The organism is Acidovorax sp. 99, assembly GCF_003096455.1.
Classification (GTDB): Bacteria; Pseudomonadota; Gammaproteobacteria; order Burkholderiales; family Burkholderiaceae_C; genus Acidovorax; species Acidovorax delafieldii.
In genome coordinates, this window is record NZ_QEKU01000001.1 from 402,111 (window position 1) to 420,801 (window position 18,691).

General features: G+C 68.9%; 18 protein-coding genes. 9 read left to right on the top strand and 9 right to left on the bottom strand.

Features of this window, described 5'->3' with window-relative positions; all coding sequences use genetic code 11:
- The first annotated feature begins 32 nt into the window (after positions 1–32).
- From C8C95_RS01965 to C8C95_RS02005, 9 genes are all read left to right on the top strand, one after another.
- Positions 33–1,442 carry an L-serine ammonia-lyase gene (locus C8C95_RS01965; protein ID WP_116747456.1) on the top strand — a complete coding sequence of 470 codons (1,410 nt, stop codon included), beginning with the start codon at positions 33–35 and terminating at the stop codon, positions 1,440–1,442.
- Positions 1,443–1,508: 66 nt separating this feature from the next.
- Positions 1,509–2,042 (top strand): C4-dicarboxylate ABC transporter substrate-binding protein, encoded by a 534-nt coding sequence (locus C8C95_RS01970; RefSeq protein ID WP_116747457.1) that lies wholly within the window; start codon positions 1,509–1,511, stop codon positions 2,040–2,042.
- A gap of 10 nt (positions 2,043–2,052) precedes the next feature.
- Positions 2,053–3,564 carry a TRAP transporter large permease subunit gene (locus C8C95_RS01975; protein ID WP_116747458.1) on the top strand — a complete coding sequence of 504 codons (1,512 nt, stop codon included), beginning with the start codon at positions 2,053–2,055 and terminating at the stop codon, positions 3,562–3,564.
- A 111-nt stretch (positions 3,565–3,675) separates the two neighbouring features.
- Positions 3,676–4,515: a presqualene diphosphate synthase HpnD gene (hpnD, locus tag C8C95_RS01980; protein ID WP_116747459.1), complete on the top strand. Its 840-nt coding sequence runs from the start codon at positions 3,676–3,678 to the stop codon at positions 4,513–4,515.
- A 6-nt stretch (positions 4,516–4,521) separates the two neighbouring features.
- A complete protein-coding gene (gene hpnE / locus C8C95_RS01985; protein ID WP_116747460.1) occupies positions 4,522–5,862 on the top strand; it encodes a hydroxysqualene dehydroxylase HpnE in 1,341 nt (446 codons plus the stop codon).
- Positions 5,863–6,031: 169 nt separating this feature from the next.
- Positions 6,032–7,042, top strand: a complete 1,011-nt coding sequence (locus C8C95_RS01990; RefSeq protein ID WP_116747461.1) for a tripartite tricarboxylate transporter substrate binding protein — start codon at positions 6,032–6,034, stop codon at positions 7,040–7,042.
- 226 nt (positions 7,043–7,268) lie between these two features.
- Positions 7,269–7,937 (top strand): response regulator, encoded by a 669-nt coding sequence (locus C8C95_RS01995; protein ID WP_015014896.1) that lies wholly within the window; start codon positions 7,269–7,271, stop codon positions 7,935–7,937.
- A 3-nt stretch (positions 7,938–7,940) separates the two neighbouring features.
- On the top strand, positions 7,941–9,329 hold the full coding sequence (locus C8C95_RS02000) for a sensor histidine kinase (protein ID WP_116747462.1): 1,389 nt from the start codon (positions 7,941–7,943) through the stop codon (positions 9,327–9,329).
- Between the two features lie 34 nt (positions 9,330–9,363).
- A complete protein-coding gene (locus C8C95_RS02005) occupies positions 9,364–10,413 on the top strand; it encodes a tripartite tricarboxylate transporter substrate-binding protein (RefSeq protein WP_116747463.1) in 1,050 nt (349 codons plus the stop codon).
- Positions 10,414–10,459: 46 nt separating this feature from the next.
- Here the strand turns inward: C8C95_RS02005 and C8C95_RS02010 are convergent, their stop codons facing one another.
- The 9 genes from C8C95_RS02010 to C8C95_RS02050 form a co-directional block, all read right to left on the bottom strand.
- Positions 10,460–11,749, bottom strand: coding sequence for a hypothetical protein (locus C8C95_RS02010; RefSeq protein ID WP_116747464.1), 1,290 nt, complete (start codon positions 11,747–11,749; stop codon positions 10,460–10,462).
- Positions 11,750–11,892: 143 nt separating this feature from the next.
- Positions 11,893–12,105: a DUF2788 domain-containing protein gene (locus C8C95_RS02015; protein ID WP_056064510.1), complete on the bottom strand. Its 213-nt coding sequence runs from the start codon at positions 12,103–12,105 to the stop codon at positions 11,893–11,895.
- Positions 12,102–12,965, bottom strand: coding sequence for a DUF2189 domain-containing protein (locus C8C95_RS02020; protein WP_116747465.1), 864 nt, complete (start codon positions 12,963–12,965; stop codon positions 12,102–12,104). Before C8C95_RS02020 ends, C8C95_RS02015 begins: the two co-directional genes overlap by 4 nt.
- Before the next feature lie 112 nt (positions 12,966–13,077).
- Positions 13,078–13,785, bottom strand: coding sequence for an HAD-IA family hydrolase (locus C8C95_RS02025; protein WP_116750103.1), 708 nt, complete (start codon positions 13,783–13,785; stop codon positions 13,078–13,080).
- A gap of 264 nt (positions 13,786–14,049) precedes the next feature.
- On the bottom strand, positions 14,050–15,126 hold the full coding sequence (locus tag C8C95_RS02030) for a LacI family DNA-binding transcriptional regulator (protein ID WP_116747466.1): 1,077 nt from the start codon (positions 15,124–15,126) through the stop codon (positions 14,050–14,052).
- Complete coding sequence (locus C8C95_RS02035) at positions 15,123–16,148, bottom strand: D-glycerate dehydrogenase (protein ID WP_116747467.1); 1,026 nt, start codon at positions 16,146–16,148, stop codon at positions 15,123–15,125. The genes C8C95_RS02030 and C8C95_RS02035 overlap by 4 nt, the downstream gene beginning before the upstream one ends.
- Complete coding sequence (locus C8C95_RS02040) at positions 16,145–17,095, bottom strand: sugar kinase (RefSeq protein ID WP_116747468.1); 951 nt, start codon at positions 17,093–17,095, stop codon at positions 16,145–16,147. The genes C8C95_RS02035 and C8C95_RS02040 overlap by 4 nt, the downstream gene beginning before the upstream one ends.
- Positions 17,092–17,847: a TIM barrel protein gene (locus C8C95_RS02045; protein WP_116747469.1), complete on the bottom strand. Its 756-nt coding sequence runs from the start codon at positions 17,845–17,847 to the stop codon at positions 17,092–17,094. The genes C8C95_RS02040 and C8C95_RS02045 overlap by 4 nt, the downstream gene beginning before the upstream one ends.
- Positions 17,848–17,909: 62 nt before the next feature.
- Positions 17,910–18,689 carry an amino acid ABC transporter ATP-binding protein gene (locus tag C8C95_RS02050; RefSeq protein WP_116747470.1) on the bottom strand — a complete coding sequence of 260 codons (780 nt, stop codon included), beginning with the start codon at positions 18,687–18,689 and terminating at the stop codon, positions 17,910–17,912.
- Positions 18,690–18,691 lie beyond the last annotated feature (2 nt).

The window sequence follows — 18,691 nt, forward strand, 5'->3', positions numbered from 1 at the left end:
TGGTTCTCTGAGCCCAGGGTCACCCCCCAACTATGTCCGTCAGCGTTTTCGACCTCTTCAAGATCGGCATCGGGCCGTCCAGCTCCCACACCGTGGGGCCCATGATTGCCGCCCGGCAGTTTGCCTGCCATGCGCGCGACACCGTCGGCCTGGCGGCGGTGCACCAGGTGAGCGTGGAGCTGTTCGGCTCCCTCTCAGCCACCGGCGTGGGCCACGGCACCGACCGCGCCGTGCTGCTCGGTCTGGCCGGGCACGAGCCAGACCACATCGACCCCGACCAGATCGCCCCCACCATCGCACAGATCCGCCAGAGCGGCACGCTGGCGTTGCTGGGCGAGCATGCCGTGCCGTTTGTCGAAAAGGACCACCTGCTGTTTCGCCGTAAAAGCCTGCCGCTGCACCCCAACGGCATGGCGTTCCATGCACTGGATGCGCAGGGCAACGACATCGCCATGCGTGAGTACTACTCGGTGGGCGGCGGCTTTGTGATCGATGCAGCAGGCCAGCGCGTGCTCAACACGCCCGCCAGCGCTGGCGCCGATATAGCAGGCCATGGCCAGGGCCTGCCACACCCGTTCCGCACCGGGGCCGGGCTGCTGGCGCAGTGCCGCACTACGGGCCTGAGCATGGCCCAGCTCATGGCCGCCAACGAACAGCACTGGCGCAGCCCGGCCGAGGTGCGGCGCAAGCTGCTGGCCATCTGGCAGACCATGGCGGGCGCCGTGCAGCGCGGCTGCGCCAGCACCGGTACGCTGCCCGGCCCCATGCATGTGCGCCGGCGTGCGGCCGAGCTGCACAAGAGCCTGAGCCGCTCGCCTGAGGCCGCCCTGCGCGACCCGCTCTCCATGCTGGACTGGGTGAACCTGTACGCCATGGCCGTGAACGAAGAAAACGCCGCTGGCGGCCGCGTGGTGACGGCGCCCACCAACGGTGCGGCAGGCGTGATCCCGGCCGTGCTGCACTACTACGTCAACTTTCTGCAGGGCCCCATCCCGGCCAACGACGACGGCATTGCCACCTTTTTGCTCACCGCAGGTGCCATTGGCATCATCTACAAGGAGAACGCATCGCTCTCCGGCGCCGAGGTGGGCTGCCAGGGCGAAGTGGGCGTGGCCTGCTCCATGGCCGCTGGCGCGCTGGCCGCCGTGATGGGCGGCACGCCCGAGCAGGTGGAGAACGCGGCCGAGATCGGCATGGAGCACAACCTGGGCATGACCTGCGACCCCGTGGGCGGTCTGGTGCAGATCCCCTGCATCGAGCGCAACGCCATGGGCGCGATCAAGGCCATCAACGCCGCCCGCATGGCGCTGCGCGGGGACGGGCAGCACGTGGTCTCGCTCGACAAGGTCATCAAGACCATGATGCAGACCGGTGCGGACATGAAGGTGAAATACAAGGAGACATCGCGCGGCGGGCTGGCGGTGAATGTGGTCGAATGCTGAACCGAGCCGCCCAGCGGCCCGTTTTGCAGCCTGTTTCGCAGCTCATTCCGCCGCCCCTCCATCTGCATGCATTTGCCGCCTGACCTGCCCACCCCCTTGCCACTGGAGCGCTGGCTCAACCGCCTGGGCACACTGGTGATGCCGCTGGCGCTGCTGGTCGTGCTGCTGCTGTTTTTGCAATGGCCGTTGCGCGACGGGTGGGGCGCGGGGTCCAGCCAGGCCAACGACCTCGCGCAGGTGCTGTTTGCGCTGTATGTGGCCGTGGCCCTGCGCCATGCCGACCGGCGCGGCGCCCACCTGGTCAGCCGCCCCGACCTCGCCCATGCGGGCAGGGGCCCGGTGCGCGCCATGCGCCTGCTGGGCGCACCCCTGGCCGTGCTGCCCTGGGCGGCGTTTGTGTGCATCACCGCCGCGCCTACGGTATGGCGGTCGGTGCGGGGGCTGGAGAGCTTTCCTGAAACCGCCAACCCCGGCTACTTCGCCATCAAGCTGGCCTTGCTGCTGCTGGCCGTGCTGCTGGCCCTGCAAGCACTGGCCGACTTGTGGCGGGCCGTGCACACCCTGAGCACGCCCACTGGCGCACCGGCGGACCCTGCATGAGTCTCATCCCATGAACGCCATCGGCCTGTTGCTGCTGGTGCTGGCCCTGGTGCTGATGATGACCACCGGCTGGGCCACCTACGCCGTTTTGCTGGGCGTCAGCACCCTGGGCGCGGTGGCGGGCCTGGCGCTGGGCGCGTTTGATGGCGCCGTGCTGCGCAGCCTGCCGGAGCGCGTGGTGGGCCTGCTCGAACATGACCTGCTGCAAGCGCTGGTGCTGTACGCCGTGGTGGGTGCGCTGCTCAACCACCTGGCACTGGTCAACGGCCTGTACAGCGGGCTGCGCAAGCTGCTGGCGCGCGTGGTGGGGCAACGGGCCGCGCCCGATATGGCTGGCCTGGGCGTGGGCATGCTCATGGCGCCCATGAACGGATCGGTGGGGGCCAGCCTGGTGACCCTGTCGCACACCGCCGGGCAGGCCTGGGCCCACGAAGGCATGCCGCCTGCCCGCCGCACCGCCCTGGTCGCCGTGGCCAGCACGCTGGGCATCATCGTGCCGCCGTCGCTGGTGCTGTTGCTGCTGGGTGATGCCATGCTGCGCGCCCACACCGAGGGCCTGACCCTGGCCACGCAGCTGGGGCTGGCCAGCACCCGCGCGGGCACCCGCATCATCAATACCCAGGATGTGCTGCAGGCCGCCCTGGCGCCGGGCGCCTTGCTGCTGGTGCTGTGGATGGGCGTGACCTGGTGGCTGGCCCAGCGCCGCTCTGGCGGCATCGCAGATCAAAGGGCCGCATCGTCAGCACCTGCGCCCCTTTCTCGCAGCGAGCGCTGGACGCTGGGCGTGGTGCCCATGCTCATCGTGGCCCTGCTGGCACTGGTCACCACCGGCCGCGTGCGGGCGGTGGAGGCCGCCGCCACCGCCGGGGTGCTGCTGCTGGTGTGGGGCGTGGCGTCGCGCCAGCTCACGCTGCGGCGGCTGGCGCAGGTGCTGGACGACGCCATGGCGCTCACCGGTGCGCTGTTTGCGCTGCTGGTGGCCGCGGTCACGTTCTCGCTGGTGCTGCGCGCCTACGGCACCGATGTGCTGGTGGCCGAATGGATGCGTGCCCTGCAGGGCCAGCCCCTGCTGGCCATGGGGGTGGTGCTGGCCGTGCTGCTGGGCTCGGCGTTTGTGCTCGATGCGTTCGAGCTGATCTTTCTGATCATTCCCATCGTCATGCCCCCTTTGCTGGCACTGGTGGACGACGCGGCCTGGGTGGCCGCGCTCACCTTGCTGGTGCTGCAGGCGGGGTTCCTGCTGCCGCCGCTGGGCTACGCGCTGGTGCTGTCCCGCGCCCAGGTGGCGCCCCGGCCCGCCATGGGCGCGGTGGCGCGTGCACTGGCGCCCTACCTGCTCTGCCTGGCTGGCGTGATCGCCTTGGTGATGGCCGTGCCCGCCACCACGCAGTGGCTGCGCAGCACGCCCGCCACGCTGCCCGAGATGTCGATCCAGGGCGACGACCTGGATGCGCTGATGCGCGAGATGTCGCAACCCGAGGCGCCTGCCCCTGCACCCGCCGCCTCCGCAACACCTCCATAAAGCTATTATTTGAATAGCAACCAGGGCATGCTGCACTAGCGCATCCGCCCGAAAACACCTCAAACCCCGACAACCGGACCGCCCCGGTGCGCCATGGGACAATCTCGCCCCATGACACCGCAGCAGTACGTACAGCAAAAAGCCGTGGCCTCGGGCAGCAGCTTCTATTACGCCTTTCTCTTTCTGCCTGCCCCGCGCCGCGCGGCCATCACGGCGTTCTATGCGTTTTGCCGCGAAGTGGACGATGTGGTCGATGAAGTGAGCGACCCTGGCGTCGCCCGCACCAAGCTGGCCTGGTGGCAGGCCGAAGTGAGCAAGGCCTACGCGGGCCAGCCCACGCACCCCGTGATGCTGGCGCTGATGCCGCTGGCGGCCGACTACGGCATCGAACAGCGCCACCTGCAGGCCGTGATCGACGGCTGCCAGATGGACCTGGAGCAGACGCGCTACCTCGACTTTGCAGGCCTCCAGGGCTACTGCCACCTGGTGGCGGGCGTCGTGGGCGAAGTCGCGGCGCGCATCTTCGGCCAGACCGACCCGCGCACCACCGAATACGCCCACCGGCTGGGCCTGGCGTTCCAGCTCACCAACATCATCCGCGACGTGGGCGAAGACGCCATGCTGGGCCGCATTTACCTGCCGGTCAGCGAGCTGCAGCAGTTCGATGTGAAGGCGCACGAGATCTTGAAGCGCCAGTACTCCGACCGGTTCACCGCACTTATGCGTTTTCAGGCCGAGCGTGCGCACCGGCTGTACGACGAGGCCTTTGCAATGCTGCCCGACGCGGACCGCCGCACCCAAAAACCCGGCCTGATGATGGCCAGCATCTACCGCACCCTGCTGCGCGAGATCGAGCACGAAAACTTCCAGGTGCTGCACCAGCGCATCCGCCTCACGCCGCTGCGCAAGTTCTGGCTGGCCTGGAAGATGCAAGCCCTGGGCAGGATGTAGCCCGGCGTGGCACCGCAGAAAGTCGCCGTCATCGGGGCTGGCTGGGCCGGCATGGCTGCAGCCATCGCCCACCGGCAGGCCGGCCGCCAGGTCACCGTGTTCGAGGCCGCGCGCACGGTGGGCGGCCGCGCCCGCACCGTGCCGGGCGTGCTGCCCGATGGCACAGTGGCCACGCTGGACAACGGCCAGCACATCCTGATCGGTGCCTACACCGAGAGCCTGCGCCTGATGCGCCTGGTGGGCATGGACCCTGCCACCGCGCTGCTGCGCCTGCCGCTGACCCTGCAGTTTCCCGATGGCCAGGGCCTGCAACTGCCCGACCTGCCCCCGCCGCTGGATGCGCTGCTGGGCATCGCGCGCGCCAAAGGCTGGGGCTGGCAAGACAAGGTCGCCCTGCTGCGCACGGCCACGGCCTGGCAGCTGCGCGGCTTTCGCTGCGCGCCCCACACCTCGGTGGCAGACCTGTGTGCCCCGCTCACGCCCCGGCTGATGGCCGAGTTCATCGACCCGCTGTGCGTGTCGGCACTCAACACCCCCGCACGCGAGGCCAGCGGCCAGGTGTTTTTGCGGGTGCTGCAGGACAGCCTGTTCAGCGGACGCGGTGGCTCCAACCTGCTGCTGCCCCGCACCGACCTGGGCGCGCTGTTCCCCGAGGCTGCGGTGCGCTGGCTGGTGCAGCAAGGCGGCCAGGTGATCACCGGCCAACGCATCCAGCGGCTTGTGCCCCTGGCCAGCGGGCGCTGGCAATTGGTGGGGGCTGTGGGCGCCGTCGGTACAGCGCAGGGCGCCGAAGCAGCCGACTCCTTCGACCACATCACCCTGGCCTGCCCCTCGTGGGAGTCCGCGCGCCTGGTCGAGGGCCTTGCCAGCACGGCGGGCCTGGCCGCTGCCGCCCGCTGGAGCGCCACCGCCAGTGCCTTGCGGTTTGAGGCCATCACCACCGTTTACGCCCATGCCAGCGGCGCACAACTCCCCCTGCCCATGCTGGCGCTGCGCAACACGGCAGAGCACCCGGCGCAGTTCGTGTTCGACCGGGGCCAACTCGACGGCCAGCAGGGGTTGCTGGCCTTTGTGGTGAGCGCCAGCGATGGCGACCGGGCGCTCATCGAGCAACAGGTGCTGCAGCAAGCCGCTGCACAGCTGGGCCTGCCGGGCCTGCGCCCTGTGCAGACCGTGGTCGAAAAGCGCGCCACGTTTGCATGCACCCCCGGCCTGCGGCGGCCCGCCATGCAGGTGCTGCCGGGGCTGACGGCCTGCGGCGACTATGTCGAGGGCCCCTACCCGGCGACGCTGGAAGGCGCGGTGCTCAGCGGCACCGCCGTGGCGGCCTGCGCGGCAGCGGGCTGACACAACACCACCCGGGCCAGCAGACCACCCCCGGGTAACTACCAAGCCCGTTGACAGCATTCCGAAAGCACGACCCAGGCACCATGGCGCCACTCGCATGCCGCATGCGCCTTGTTCGCCTTTGGGCGCGCTGGCCTTTCGGCCTTTTGTTTTAACGGAGACACCCCCCATGCTTTCACACGAACACCCCGCCCTCTGGTCCCCCACCCGCCGCCATCTGCTGGGAGCCAGCGGCACACTGGCCCTGGGCGGCCTGCTGCCCGCTGGTGCCTCGGCCCAGGCAGCCTGGCCGTCCAAGTCGGTGCGGTTTGTGGTGCCGTTCGCGCCGGGCGGCAGCTCGGAGATCGTGGCCCGCTCCACCGCTGCCGAGTTGGGCAAGACGCTGGGCCAGAGCGTGTATGTGGACAACAAGCCGGGCGCCGCAGGCAACATCGCCATGGGTGAAGTGGCACGCTCTGACGACCAGCACACGCTGATCCTGGGCCACATCGGCACACTGGCCGTCAACCCCTTCATCTTCGACAAGCTGCCCTACGACGCCAACAAGGACTTCAAGCCCGTGAGCCTGCTGGCCAAGGTGCCCAGCCTGTACGTGGTGCACCCCGACGTGCCCGCCAAGAACCTCAAGGAGTTCATCGCCTACGCCAAGAAGAACCCGGCCAAGCTCAGCTATGGCTCGGCGGGCAACGGCAGCGCGGGCCACCTGGCGTTTGAATACCTCAAGATGACCGCCGATATCTTCATGCTGCACGTGCCCTACCGTGGCACCGGCCCCATGATGACCGACCTGCTCTCGGGCCGCCTTGATGCAGCCGCCGTGGGCGCCGCCGCCCTGCTGCCCTTCATCAAGGCCGGCAAGGTGCGCTGCATTGCCACCGGCTCGGCCAAGCGCCTGCCCCAGCTACCCGACGTGGCCACGGTGGCCGAACAGGGTTTTCCGGGCTTTGAGATGACGCAGTGGTACGGCATGCTGGCGCCCGCCAACCTGGCCCCGGCCAACCTCGACAAGCTGGCGGCCGAAACCGCCAAGGCCGTCAAGGCCCCCGGCTCGCTGGAGCGCCTGAACGCGGATGCTGCCGAGGCCATTGGCGGCACGCCCGCGCAGTTCGCGCAGTTCATTGCGTCCGAACAAGAGCGCTGGAAGAAAGTGCTGCTGCGCGCGAAGGTGAAGCCAGACTAACCCCCTGAGCCGCTTCGCGTCTTCCCCCTTTCTCTCGCCCCGCTGCGCGGGTCGGGAAGGGGGACGCAGCCAGTGCGGCGGGGCGACCCTTGCACGGCTGCCTGGCCCGGGCAGTGCGTGCTCGCAAGCTGACTGCTGGCGCTTGCGCGCCGTGACCGCTCCGCGTTGAATGGCTCAATGCTGAAGGCAAGCCCTGCGTCATCCGCACAAACGGTAGCATCCCTCCATGCGCATCCTTCTGGCCGAAGACGACCACAACCTGGGCACCTGGCTGAGCCGCGCGCTGGAGCATGCGGGCATCCAGGTCGAATGGGTGAACGATGGCCGCCTGGCCGACCGCGCGCTGCAGCAGCACGACAACTACGACGCACTGGTGCTGGACCTGGGCCTGCCCGGGCTGGACGGGCAGGCCGTGCTGCAACGCCTGCGCGACCGCGACCAACGCCTGCCCGCGTTGATCCTGACGGCACGTGATTCGCTGGACGAGCGCGTGCGCTCGCTCAACGCGGGGGCCGACGACTTTCTGGCCAAACCCTTTGAGCTGGCCGAGCTGGAGGCACGCCTGCACGCCCTGGTGCGCCGCGCGCGCGGCAACGAGCACCAGCGCCAGGCCTGCGGTGCGCTGGTGTACGACAGCGCCCGCAAGCAGTTCACCCTGCGCGGCGAGCCCCTGGCCCTGTCCCCGCGCGAACACGCCGTGCTGCGCGTGCTGGTGCAGCGCAGTGGTGAGCCGTTTTCCAAGCAGCAGATCCTGGACCGCGTGTTCACCGACGATGACGATGTGCACCCCGAAGCCGTCGAGGTGTTTGTGCACCGCCTGCGCAAGCGGCTGGATGGCAGCGGTGTGCGCATCACCACGCTGCGCGGCCTGGGCTATGCGCTGGAGGCAGACTGAACGATGGGCCTGACCGCACGACTGCGCCGCGCCAGCCTGTGGCGGCTGCTGGCCATGCTGCTGCTGCCGCTGCTGGCCCTGGTGACGGGCGTGGAGCTGTGGATGACCCGGCACGATGCGCTGGAGGCCGCCAACGCGGCCTACGACCGCTCGCTGCTCGGGGCACTCAAGTCCATCGACGCCAACATCTCCACCGCCTCGGGCGGCCTGTCGGCCGAGCTGCCGTACAGCATGCTGGAATTCTTTGAACTCACGGCCAGCGGCAATGTGTACTTTCGCGTGGCGTCGTCCGACGGGCTGGTGGAGCTGGGCAATGCCGACCTGCCCCTTCCTGCTGGCGCGCTGGAGCCCGGCGTACCGCGTTTTTATGACGCCACCTACTTTGGAGAGTCCGTGCGGCTGGCCGCCTACCGCCGCGCGCTGGACCGTGCGGAGCCGGCATCCACCGTGCTGGTGCAGGTGGCCGAAAGCACGCGGTCGCGCGAGGACTTCACAGCCCGCTTTGTACGCCGCGCGGTGCAGCGCGATGCGCTGGTTCTGGCCCTGATGGTGCTGGGCACTGCGGCACTGCTGGCTGTGGCGCTGCGCCCGCTGGCGCGGCTGGCGCGCGAGGTGCAGGCCCGCAGCGGCGACGACATGACCCCGCTCGCATCCAACGACCTGCCCGCTGACATCCGCCCGCTGGTGGACGCGGTCAACCAGCAGATGGCGCGCACGCAAGACCTGGTGGCGCAGCAGCGGCAATTTCTGGACGATGCTTCGCACCAGCTGCGCACCCACCTCACCACGCTGCAGATGCAGATCGACTACGCACGCCGCGAGGGCGACACCACGCAGGTGCAGCACACGCTGGCAGCCATCGGAGGCGAGATCGCCCGCGCCACGCGCAGCACCCAGCAACTGCTGGCGCTGGGCCGCAGCGACACAGCGGCGGTGGAGCTGACGCCCTTTGACCTGGCCGCGCTGCTGCGCACGGTGGCGCTGGAGCTGCTGCCCCAGGCGCGCGCCAAGCAGATCGACTTTGGCATCCACACGCCCTCCGCTGGCATCGAGGCCGTGGGCGACAGTGGCCTGCTGCGCGAGGCCCTGACCAATCTGGCAGCCAATGCCATCGCCTACACCCCCGCGCAGGGCACCGTCACCGTGTCGGCCGCGGGTGACAGCCTGGGCTGGAGCATCTGCGTGGAGGACAACGGCCCCGGTCTGCCCGCCGAGGAGCGCGACGCACTAGGCCAACGCTACCGGCGCGGCTCGCAGGCCACGGCGGGCGGCTCCGGCCTGGGGCTGGCCATTGCGCGGTCGATTGCCGAGCGGCACCGGGGCAGCCTGCGGCTGCAGGCGCGCGCCGAAGGGCCAGGGCTTCTGGCGATACTCTGGTGGCCCCGCGCCTGACGCAGCCCGCTGAACCACTGAAACTCCACACCCCATGCCGCAGCCCTTGCCCACCACGCACCGCCTGCTGACCGCGCCTTGCAGCCGCCGCCAGTTGCTGCAGACGCTCGCAGCCGCCGCCAGCGCTGGCGCGGGCCTGGCTCCCTTCCCGGCAGCGGCGGACGCATCCCGTGAACCGGCGGAGTGCATTGCGCCCTCACGCCCCGGCGGCGGCTTCGACCTGACCTGTGGTCTGGCCTCGCAAGCGCTGCAGGCCGTGCGCCCTGGCCGTAAGCCGCTGCGCACCCGTTACCTGCCCGGCGGTATTGGCGCGGTGGCGTTTGACCAGGTGGCCACGGGCCGCCTGGGGGGGCCGGGCACGCTGGTGGCGTTCTCCAGCGGCTCACTGCTCAACATGGCGCAGGGCCGCTTCGGCCCACACCCGGTGAGCGCCGTGCGCTGGATAGCGACGCTGGGCAACGACTACGGCGTGGTGGCTGTGCACCGCGACGCCCCCTACCAGCGCTTGCAGGACGTGGTCACCGCCTTGCAAAAAGATTCGGGCCGCGTGGTGTTTGGTGCCGGCGGCACGCTGGGCAGCCAGGACTGGGTCAAGGCCGCGCTGCTGGTGCGCGCAGCAGGGCAAGACCACAAGCGCATGCGTTTTGTGTCGTTTGAGGGCGGTGGCGAAGCGCTCAAGGCGCTGGGCGGCCGCCACATCGACATCTTCACCGGCGACGCGGCCGAGGCCACCCGGGCCGCTGCAGAAGGCCTGCCGGTGCGCATCCTCGCGGTGCTGGCACCCGCGCGGCTGCCCGGCACACTGGCCGCCCTGCCCACGGCACGCGAGCAGGGCATTGACCTGCAATGGACCACCGTACGCGGCCTCTACATGGCAGCCAGCGTGCCGGACGCGGCTGCCCACGCCTGGACGACCGCCCTGCAGGAAGCCCAGGCGGCACCCGGATACGGCGCCCTGTGCGCCCGCCATGGGCTGTACCCCTTTGCGCTCAGTGGCACGGCCCTGGACGACTATGTGCAACGCAGCCTGGCCGACTATCGCCGCCTGGCGCAGGATCTGGGGCTGCGGTCCTGGCCGCGTTGATCTGCGCTGCGCACCACCTCCTGAGCGATTGTTCCGCTGACCGTCCCTACGCGGGCAGGGCACCCACTCCTTGTAGTCCGGGCAACCCAGCAGGCCGGTCATCGGCAGGTAGCACTGCTGTGCGGCGCTCGGCCTCGGCGTCTCCCGCTGCGGGCAAGGAAGACTGCACCACATAGGCCGTCAGGGTGTTGCGCCACTCTTCGTTCGATGCATCCATGGCGTGTCGCATGCGCGCCAGCAGCCAGCCTGCTGCCCCGACCGTCAAGGCCAGCATAGCCAGAAGCCCATACACCAAGGACGCCGGGAAATGCCCTGCATTCAGCTGTTCCACACGGGCCAGCAATGCGAGCGTGGCCTGATGGTCTTGCTCGGCCTGCGCGCGCATGCGATCCACTTCCACCTGCAAGGCCTGCATGCGCGCCCCGGGGGATCCCGCGCCGTCCGGCGCGTTGACCTCCGCAGCCGAAGCCGCCACCGGCATCAATGTTGCGCCGCCGGACGGAGCCCCTTCGCCCGAAGCGGGCGGCGTGACCAGCGCCGTCAACGGCTCCATCACCAGCCGGGGCTTGGAAGGTCCAGGCGCAACAGATGCCGCTGCTGGAGCCACCGAGGCGGTGGACGATGCCGACGCCTGTGCGGGGGGCGCTGCTGCGGCCTCAGGCGCCATGCTGGGCGCGGTGCTGGCTGGCTCCTGAGGCGCCGTCTGCGCAGTGCTGGTCGCGGAAGCCACTGCCGCTGTGTCAGCGGACCGGCTGCGCGCAACGGGAGCCCCGGCAGACTTTGCGGCCAGTTTCGTGCCCTTGCGCTCTACCCGGCTGGCGGCCGACGCCTTGCGCGGCCGCGAGGGGCCCATTGCGGGTACAGACGACGCTTCTCCGGCAGCCACCCCAGCCGCCCGTGAGGGGGAGGCATCCGCCAACGGCACCTCCCAGGGAATCGCCACTGGCTTCAGCCCGGCCGCAACGGTGGCGGGAAGATCGGCCAGAAAGGTGTATTCGCGCGTCACCCGGCCCGTGCAATGCACGGAGACCTGGGCTGTCAGCACCGGCTCGTCGGCCAAGTGGGAGGACTGCACCCGCAGCACCGGGTTGCGCTCTTGGTCGCCCGGCCGCACGCTCAACTGGACACGGCCCGCCGGCACAGCCACATCGCCGGACACCAGCCGCACTTGCGGGCACAAGGCGTCTACCGACATGCCAGGGTCCAGCTGGACTTCGAAGCCCAGGTCGATGGGCTGCCCCAGCCACACCTTGCCTTGCGGCGCGCCCAGGGACAGGGCTTCCGCCGCCTCGGCCAGCAGCCCCAGCAGGGCGACGATCAGGGAGTTACGCAGCATCACAACCACCTCCTGCCATTGCAATTAGTTTCTACAGGAAACAAAACACAACGAAAAGAAATGAATGCGCAGGTCTCAGTGCCAGACCCCGGACAGATCGCGGTTGGGTGCGCCTGGCGTTGAGCAACGGGCCGTGTGGCCCGCTACCGCTCCAGCCACCACTGAATCACCACCTTGGCCAGGAAACCCAGAAAACCCACGCCAAGGCCCAGGAAGAGCACGAAGGTGCCAAAGCGTCCGGCCTTCGATTCCCACGCGAGCTGCCCGATGATGAACAGCATGTAGGCGATGAACGCCCCCACCCCGTAGGTGAGGAAGAAGCCCGAGATCTGCGCCTCGGTAAATCCAAAAATCACGATGTCCCTCCAGGCCGACGCACAGGGGCCGCCGGTACAGCAGGGGCCACCAGGTCACGCTCGGGCAGGCTGGATGCATCCACCAGGTCGCGGTACGCGTGCCAGCTGGCGTGGCCCAGCATGGGCATCACAGCGATCAGGCCCAGCAGCAGGGAGCCCAGGCCCAGCAAGGTAAAGCCCAGGATGATCGCGGCCCAGAACGCCATCGGCAGCGGGTTGGTGATGACCGCCTGCCAGCCGGTGAGCACCGCCTGCAGCAGCGTGGCGCGGCGGTCCAGCAGCAGGGGCATGGCCACCACGCTGGACGCAAAAATGGGCGCGGCCATCAGGCTGCCCAGCGCCAGCCAGATTTCAAACAACCAGCCGTCACGCGCCATGACCACGTGGCGCAGAAAGTCGAGCGGCGTCTCGATGGGCACGGGCGCCAGCAGCGTGATGAGCGCCGCAGATGTCATGACCCAGCCCGAGGCGGCCAGCGCCAGCAGGGCCCCGAACTGCAGCATGCACCAGTAGTCGCTGCCCCATTTGTTCACATGGCTGTTCTGCCAGTTGAGCCAGGTCTTGAGCACCACGCCCAGGTTGGCGGCTTCGCCACGCTCCAGCGCGCGGCTCAGCGCATACAGGCTGGTGGCCAGCACCGGCGCCACCACCAGAAAGCCCGACAGAGCCCCCGCCAGCAGCCAGAAGCGGTGGTGTGCCACTGCAAAGATGGCGGCCCCAAACAGTGTGAGCGCCAGGCCATGCGCAAAACTGATCCAGCCCGCCCGTGCCATGTCGCGCCAGGCCAGCACCAGCCAGGTCATGGGCTGCATCACGCCGATGGTGCGGATGGCGGGCAACGGGGGGGGAGTACGGGGCATGGTGGGAGGGGTCGCTGAGCGACGATGGAGTGTGACTTGATCGGGCAGCGGCTTCAACCGCCGCGCGCCCAAACCTTGACCTGAGGCAAGAAACCGAACCCAGCGAAACCGGTCAGGCCAACAGCCGGCACAGCGCGGTAAGGCTGTCCACCGTGGCATGGGGCGGTGTGTCGTCGTGCGGCCAGGAGTGGTTGGCACTGTTGATCCACACCGCCTGCATGCCTGCATTCAGTGCGCCCTGCGCATCCAGCGTGGCGTCGTCGCCCACGTGCAGCACCTCGTGGGGCAACACATCCACGGCCGTGGCGGCCGCATGGAAGATGCGCACATCGGGTTTGGCGATGCCAAAGTCCGACGCGCTGATGCTGTGGCGAAAGTAGTGGCCGATGCCGATGCGGTGAATATCGGCATTGCCGTTGGACACCGCCACCACCGGGTAGCGCGCTGACAAGAAAGCCAGCGTGTCGTGCGCATCGTCAAACAGCTCCACCCGCTGGCGCTCGGCAAAGAACAAATCAAACGCCGGTTCGGCCAGCGCGGGCTCGTCACCGGCCTGCGTCAGCGCCAGCCGGATGGACTCGCGCCGCAGCGCGCTCAGGTCGCCCTTCAGGTCGGGGCGCAGGGTCACCATCTGGTTGCGGATGGCGCGCAGCGCCTCGGTGTCCGAGAAGAGTGCCGCCGTGGCAGGCGCGTGGTGGGTCAGCCAGTCCAGCAGCACACTCTCAGCCCGCGTGATGGTGGGCCAGATGGGCCAGAGCGTGTCGTCCAGATCGATGGAGATCGCACGGATGCGGGAGGTGTCCAGAGAGGGATTTGGCACAGGGCGCACCTGAAGGATGAAGGCGAAAAAAGAGACCCGGCGATGCACCAGGGCGAGGGCCGCAAAGCATACCGCAGGCCCTAGGGACCCTCTGCACAAATCAGCGCGCCGTGTGCATCAGCGGGCTCGGGCGGTCTGCCGCGTTGCAAATACTCGCAATAGCTACGGCTATTGCTGCGTTTTGCGCCTTGCAGCCCCTCCCGATCCGCTGCGCCCACTTGGCCAGCGAGATTCGTGCAGAGGGTCCCCGGGGATGCAGCGCGTTCAGTCTGTGGATAAAGCGCCCGCAGGCCCCAACGAAGATCCGCGCACCACCAACAGGCCCGGCAGCAGGCTCTCGCGTGCAGGGCCTTCCAGGCCGTTGATGCGCTCCAGCAGGCACTGCGCCGCGCGTTGCCCGATGGCATCGGTGGGCTGTGCCACGGCGCTCAGGCCGGGCCGGATCAGCGACGCCCATTCAGGGTCGTCAAAGCCCACAAAGCCCAGCTGTTGTCCAAAAGTCCACCCCATGCGCGAGACGGCTGCAGCCACCCGCAGCGTGACCACCGAATTGCCCGCCACCACCGCGCAGCGCTCGCCGGGCCGGGCCTGCCGCAGCAGATCGGTGAGTGCCTGGTCCAGCACCTCATCGCCCTGCTCCGCCGCCAGCTCCAGCACCGCGCCGCGCACCGCCGAGCGCTTGGAGGACACCAGCGCACGGAAGGCCTCCGTGCGCTCGATGCGGGAGCTCACGCCCAACAAGGGCTGGGTGATGTAGAGCAGGCGCTGCCAGCCTTGCTGCTGCAGGTGGGCACAGGCTTCGCGCATGGCGCCGTGGTTGTCCAGCGAGACGAAGTCTGCCGCCAGCCCGGCGTGGCGCCGGTCCACCAGCACGGCGGGCTTGCCGTGCAAGGTGTTCACATCCGCCTGTCCTTCACCCTGCCCCAGCGTGTTGAGGATGAAACCGTCCACCTGGTAGCTGGCCAGCGCATCGATGGCCGCGCGCTCGCGTTCGCGGTCGTTGCCCAGGTTGAACAGCATGACCAGGTAGCCAGCGTCCTGGCAGGCTTTCTCGGCGCCCCGCAACACGGCCACCGAATAGGGGTTGGTGATGTCGGCCACCACCAGGCCAATGAGCCGCGAGCGGCCATGGCTCAGCGCCTGGGCCATGGGGCTGGGCACATAGGCCAGCTTGGCGATGGCCGCCTCGACCCGCGCTGCAATGTCGGGGCTGAGCAGGCGTTCACGGTGGTTGAAGTAGCGCGACACCGTGGCCTTGGACACACCGGCCTCGGCCGCCACATCGGCGATGGTGGGGCGGACGCGCGGCGTGGCGGAGGGTGCGGGTGTCGGCGGGCTCATGCGGGTACGGGGTTGTACACGGCGGCGGGCCGTTCGCCCGCCAGGGCCTGCAGCAGGTTGGTGGTGGCCAGCGCCGCCATGGCATGGCGCGTGTCGTGCGTGGCCGAGCCGATGTGCGGCAGCGGGGTCACGCGTGGGTGGGTGCGCAGGGGCGACGCCAGCGGCAGCGGCTCGGTGGCAAACACATCGAGCCCCGCTGCACGCAGGGGGCCATGGTCCAATGCGCGCAACAGGTCTTGTTCCACCACGGTGGCACCCCGGCCGCCGTTGATGAAGATGGCGCCGGGCTTCATGGCCGCAAACAGCTCGGCATTGACCATGCCCCGTGTGCTGTCCGACAAGGGCAGCATGGCCACCACAAAGTCCGACTGCGCCAGCAACGCGGGCAGCGGCGTGTGGATGGCCTTGCCCTGCAACTCAGGGGCCTGGGTCGCCAAGTCCACCGGGCGGCGGGCGTGGTACATCACGGGCATGCCAAACCCCAGTGCGGCGCGGCGCGCCACGGCCTGGCCAATGCGGCCAAATCCGAGCAGGCCCAGCGTCTTGCCATGCACATCGCTGCCAAACAGGTCTTCTCCAATATTCTTTGTCCACCGGCCCTCGCGCACCAGCTGCGACAGCTCCACCAGCCTGCGGCTGGTGGCCATGAGGAGGGCAAACACCGAGTCTGCCACCGTTTCGTCGAGCACTCCGGGGGTGTGGCACAGCATGATGCCGCGCGCCTGCAGCACGTCCAGCGCGTAGTTGTCCACGCCCACCGAAATGCTGGACACCACCTGCAGCCAGGGCGCACGCGCCAGCACGGCAGCATCGATGGGAAAGCTGGAGCCGATGAGCCCGTGCGCCTGCGCCAGCGCTGCGTCAAACCGCGCGCGCTCGTCGGGCTTGCGCGGGTCGGCCACTGTCACGTCGTGCACGGCTGTCAACCGCGCGAGCTGGTCGAGCGGCAGCTCGCGAAACACCAGCACCTGTTTGCGCGCTGGGCTTGTGCTGCCGTTTGCTGAAGGTAGCGCCAGGCTCACAGGCCCGCCTCCTGCAGCTGGGCGCGGGTGGGCAGCCCCTCGGTGTCGCCCAGCACCTGCACGGCGCGGGCACCAATCCAGGCGCCACGGCGCACGGCGGCGGGCACCGGCAGGCCTTCCAGCAAGGCGCTGATCACGCCCACCGCAAAGCCGTCGCCCGCGCCCACGGTGTCCACCACCTGGGCCACGGGCACGCCGGGCACGCGGCCGGTGCCGGCCACGTCGCTGTCGTAGTACGCGCCCTCGGGCCCGAGCTTGACCACCACCAGCTTGGCGCCCCGCTCACGGTAGAACCGCGCCACACCCTCAGGGGTGGTTTCTCCGGTCAAAAACACGCCCTCTTCCATGCCCGGCAGCACCCAGTCGGCATAGGTGGCCAGGGTGTTGATCCAGTGGCGCATGGTCTCGGGCGACGACCACAGCGTGGGGCGCAGGTTGGGGTCGAACGAGATGGTGCGGCCTGCAGCACGCATCACCTCCAGCGTGCGGATGGCGGCCTGCAGGCTGGTGTCGGAGATGGCGGCAAAAACGCCCGTGGCATGCAGGTGGCGTGCAGACCGAAGCCAGGGCTCGTCCACATCGGCGGGGCCCATCTGGCTGGCGGCGGAGCCCTTGCGGTGGTATTCGACCTGCGGGTCGCGGCCATCGATCACGCGCTCCTTGAACTGGAAGCCCGTGCGCTGCATGGCATCACACACCACGTGCGAGCAATCGATGCCTTCGCCCTGCATGGCGGCCAGCAGCGCGCGGCCCATGGAGTCGGTGCCCAGGCGGCTGGCCCAGCCCACCTTCAGGCCCAGGCGCGCCAGGCCAATGGCCACATTGGTCTCGGCCCCGGCTGTGCGCTTGTGAAAGCCGGTGGCGTTCTCCAGCGGACCGGGCTCGTTGGCCACCAGCAGCAGCATGGCCTCGCCAAACAGTGCCACGTCAAAAGCCGGGGTGGTCATGCAGCCTCCCGTGCGGCGCGGATGAAGGCCACTTGCTCGCGCGTGACCGCCACCAGGTCGTCACCCACCAGCGGGTATTCAATGGCATGCGGCACATCGGCTGGCAAGGCACGCAACACGGCGCGCCAGGGCGCCACCGATTCGGCCAGTGGCACCGCCACCCACTTGGCGGGCAGGCGCTGCACGCCCTTGCAGTGCACATAGCGCACATAGGGTGCCAGGGCCTGCGCGGCCTGCAGCGGGCATTCGCCCTGCCAGTGCCAGTTGCCCATGTCAAAGGTCATGCCCAGGCCGAGCCCCGCCTGTGCCTGGGCTGCAAAAAATGCCTGCATGGCGGCCAGCGTGCCGGCGGTGGCGGTCTGGTCGTTCTCGATCACCAGCTCCACCTGCGGGGCGGCCTGCAGCAGGGCCTGGAGGCGTTGCAGCGAGGCATGCGATGTCGGCAGGGTTGCGCCAAAGCCACCAATCGACATCTTCAGGCGCGGTGCACGCAGCACCTGGGCGGCCTGCACGCCGCGCGCCAGGGCTGCTTCATCCAGCTCGCCCTGCGCGGTCCACAAGCCTTCGGGGCTGGAGTACACCGCTGCCCGGCCTGCCAGTGCGGGCAGCTCGGTGGCTGCGTCGCGCAGCAGCTCGCCACGCACCTCCACGCCGTCCGCGCCCGCTTGCTGGGCCAGTTCGGTGCACCACAGCTGGCCGTGGCGTCCGGTTTCGGCCGCGCCGAAGGAGGACAGGGAAATCAATACCTTCATGTGTTTCTTTCAGGCCGCGCCCCCACGGGGCAAAGGCCATCAACCGCACGACCTGCCAGGTCTCAATGTGCGTGGTGGGAAGTCAGGATCTGGCCCAGGAACTGCCGCGTCTTGTCGTGCTGCGGCTGGCCGAAGAACTGCTGGGGCGGCGCCTGCTCCAGGATCTTGCCGTCGGCCATGAAGATCACGCGGTCGGCCACGCTGCGGGCAAAGCCCATTTCGTGCGTCACGCACAGCATGGTCATGCCGTCTTCGGCCAGGCTGATCATGGTGTCCAGCACCTCCTTGACCATCTCGGGGTCGAGCGCCGATGTGGGCTCGTCAAACAGCATCACCTTGGGCGCCATGCACAGCGCCCGCGCAATGGCCACGCGCTGCTGCTGCCCGCCCGACAACTGGCTGGGGTGCTTGTGCGCCTGCTCGGGAATGCGCACGCGGGTCAGGTACTTCATGGCCACTTCTTCGGCCTGGGCCTTGCTCATGCCGCGTGAACGCATGGGGGCCAGCGTGCAGTTTTCCAGAATGGTCAGGTGCGGGAACAGGTTGAACTGCTGGAACACCATGCCCACTTCGGCACGCACGGCGTCCACATTCTTGCCGCCTGCGGTCAGGTCGATGCCATCGACCTCGATGCGGCCCTTTTGCACCGTCTCCAGCCGGTTGATGCAGCGAATCAGCGTGGACTTGCCCGAACCCGATGGCCCGCAGATCACGATGCGCTCCCCTTGCCGCACCGACAGGTTGATGTCGGTGAGCACCTGGAAGCTGTCGTACCACTTGTTGACCCCTTCCATGCGGATGATCGGCGGTGTGCCGGGGGCGGTCGTGACTGCGTCGCTCATCA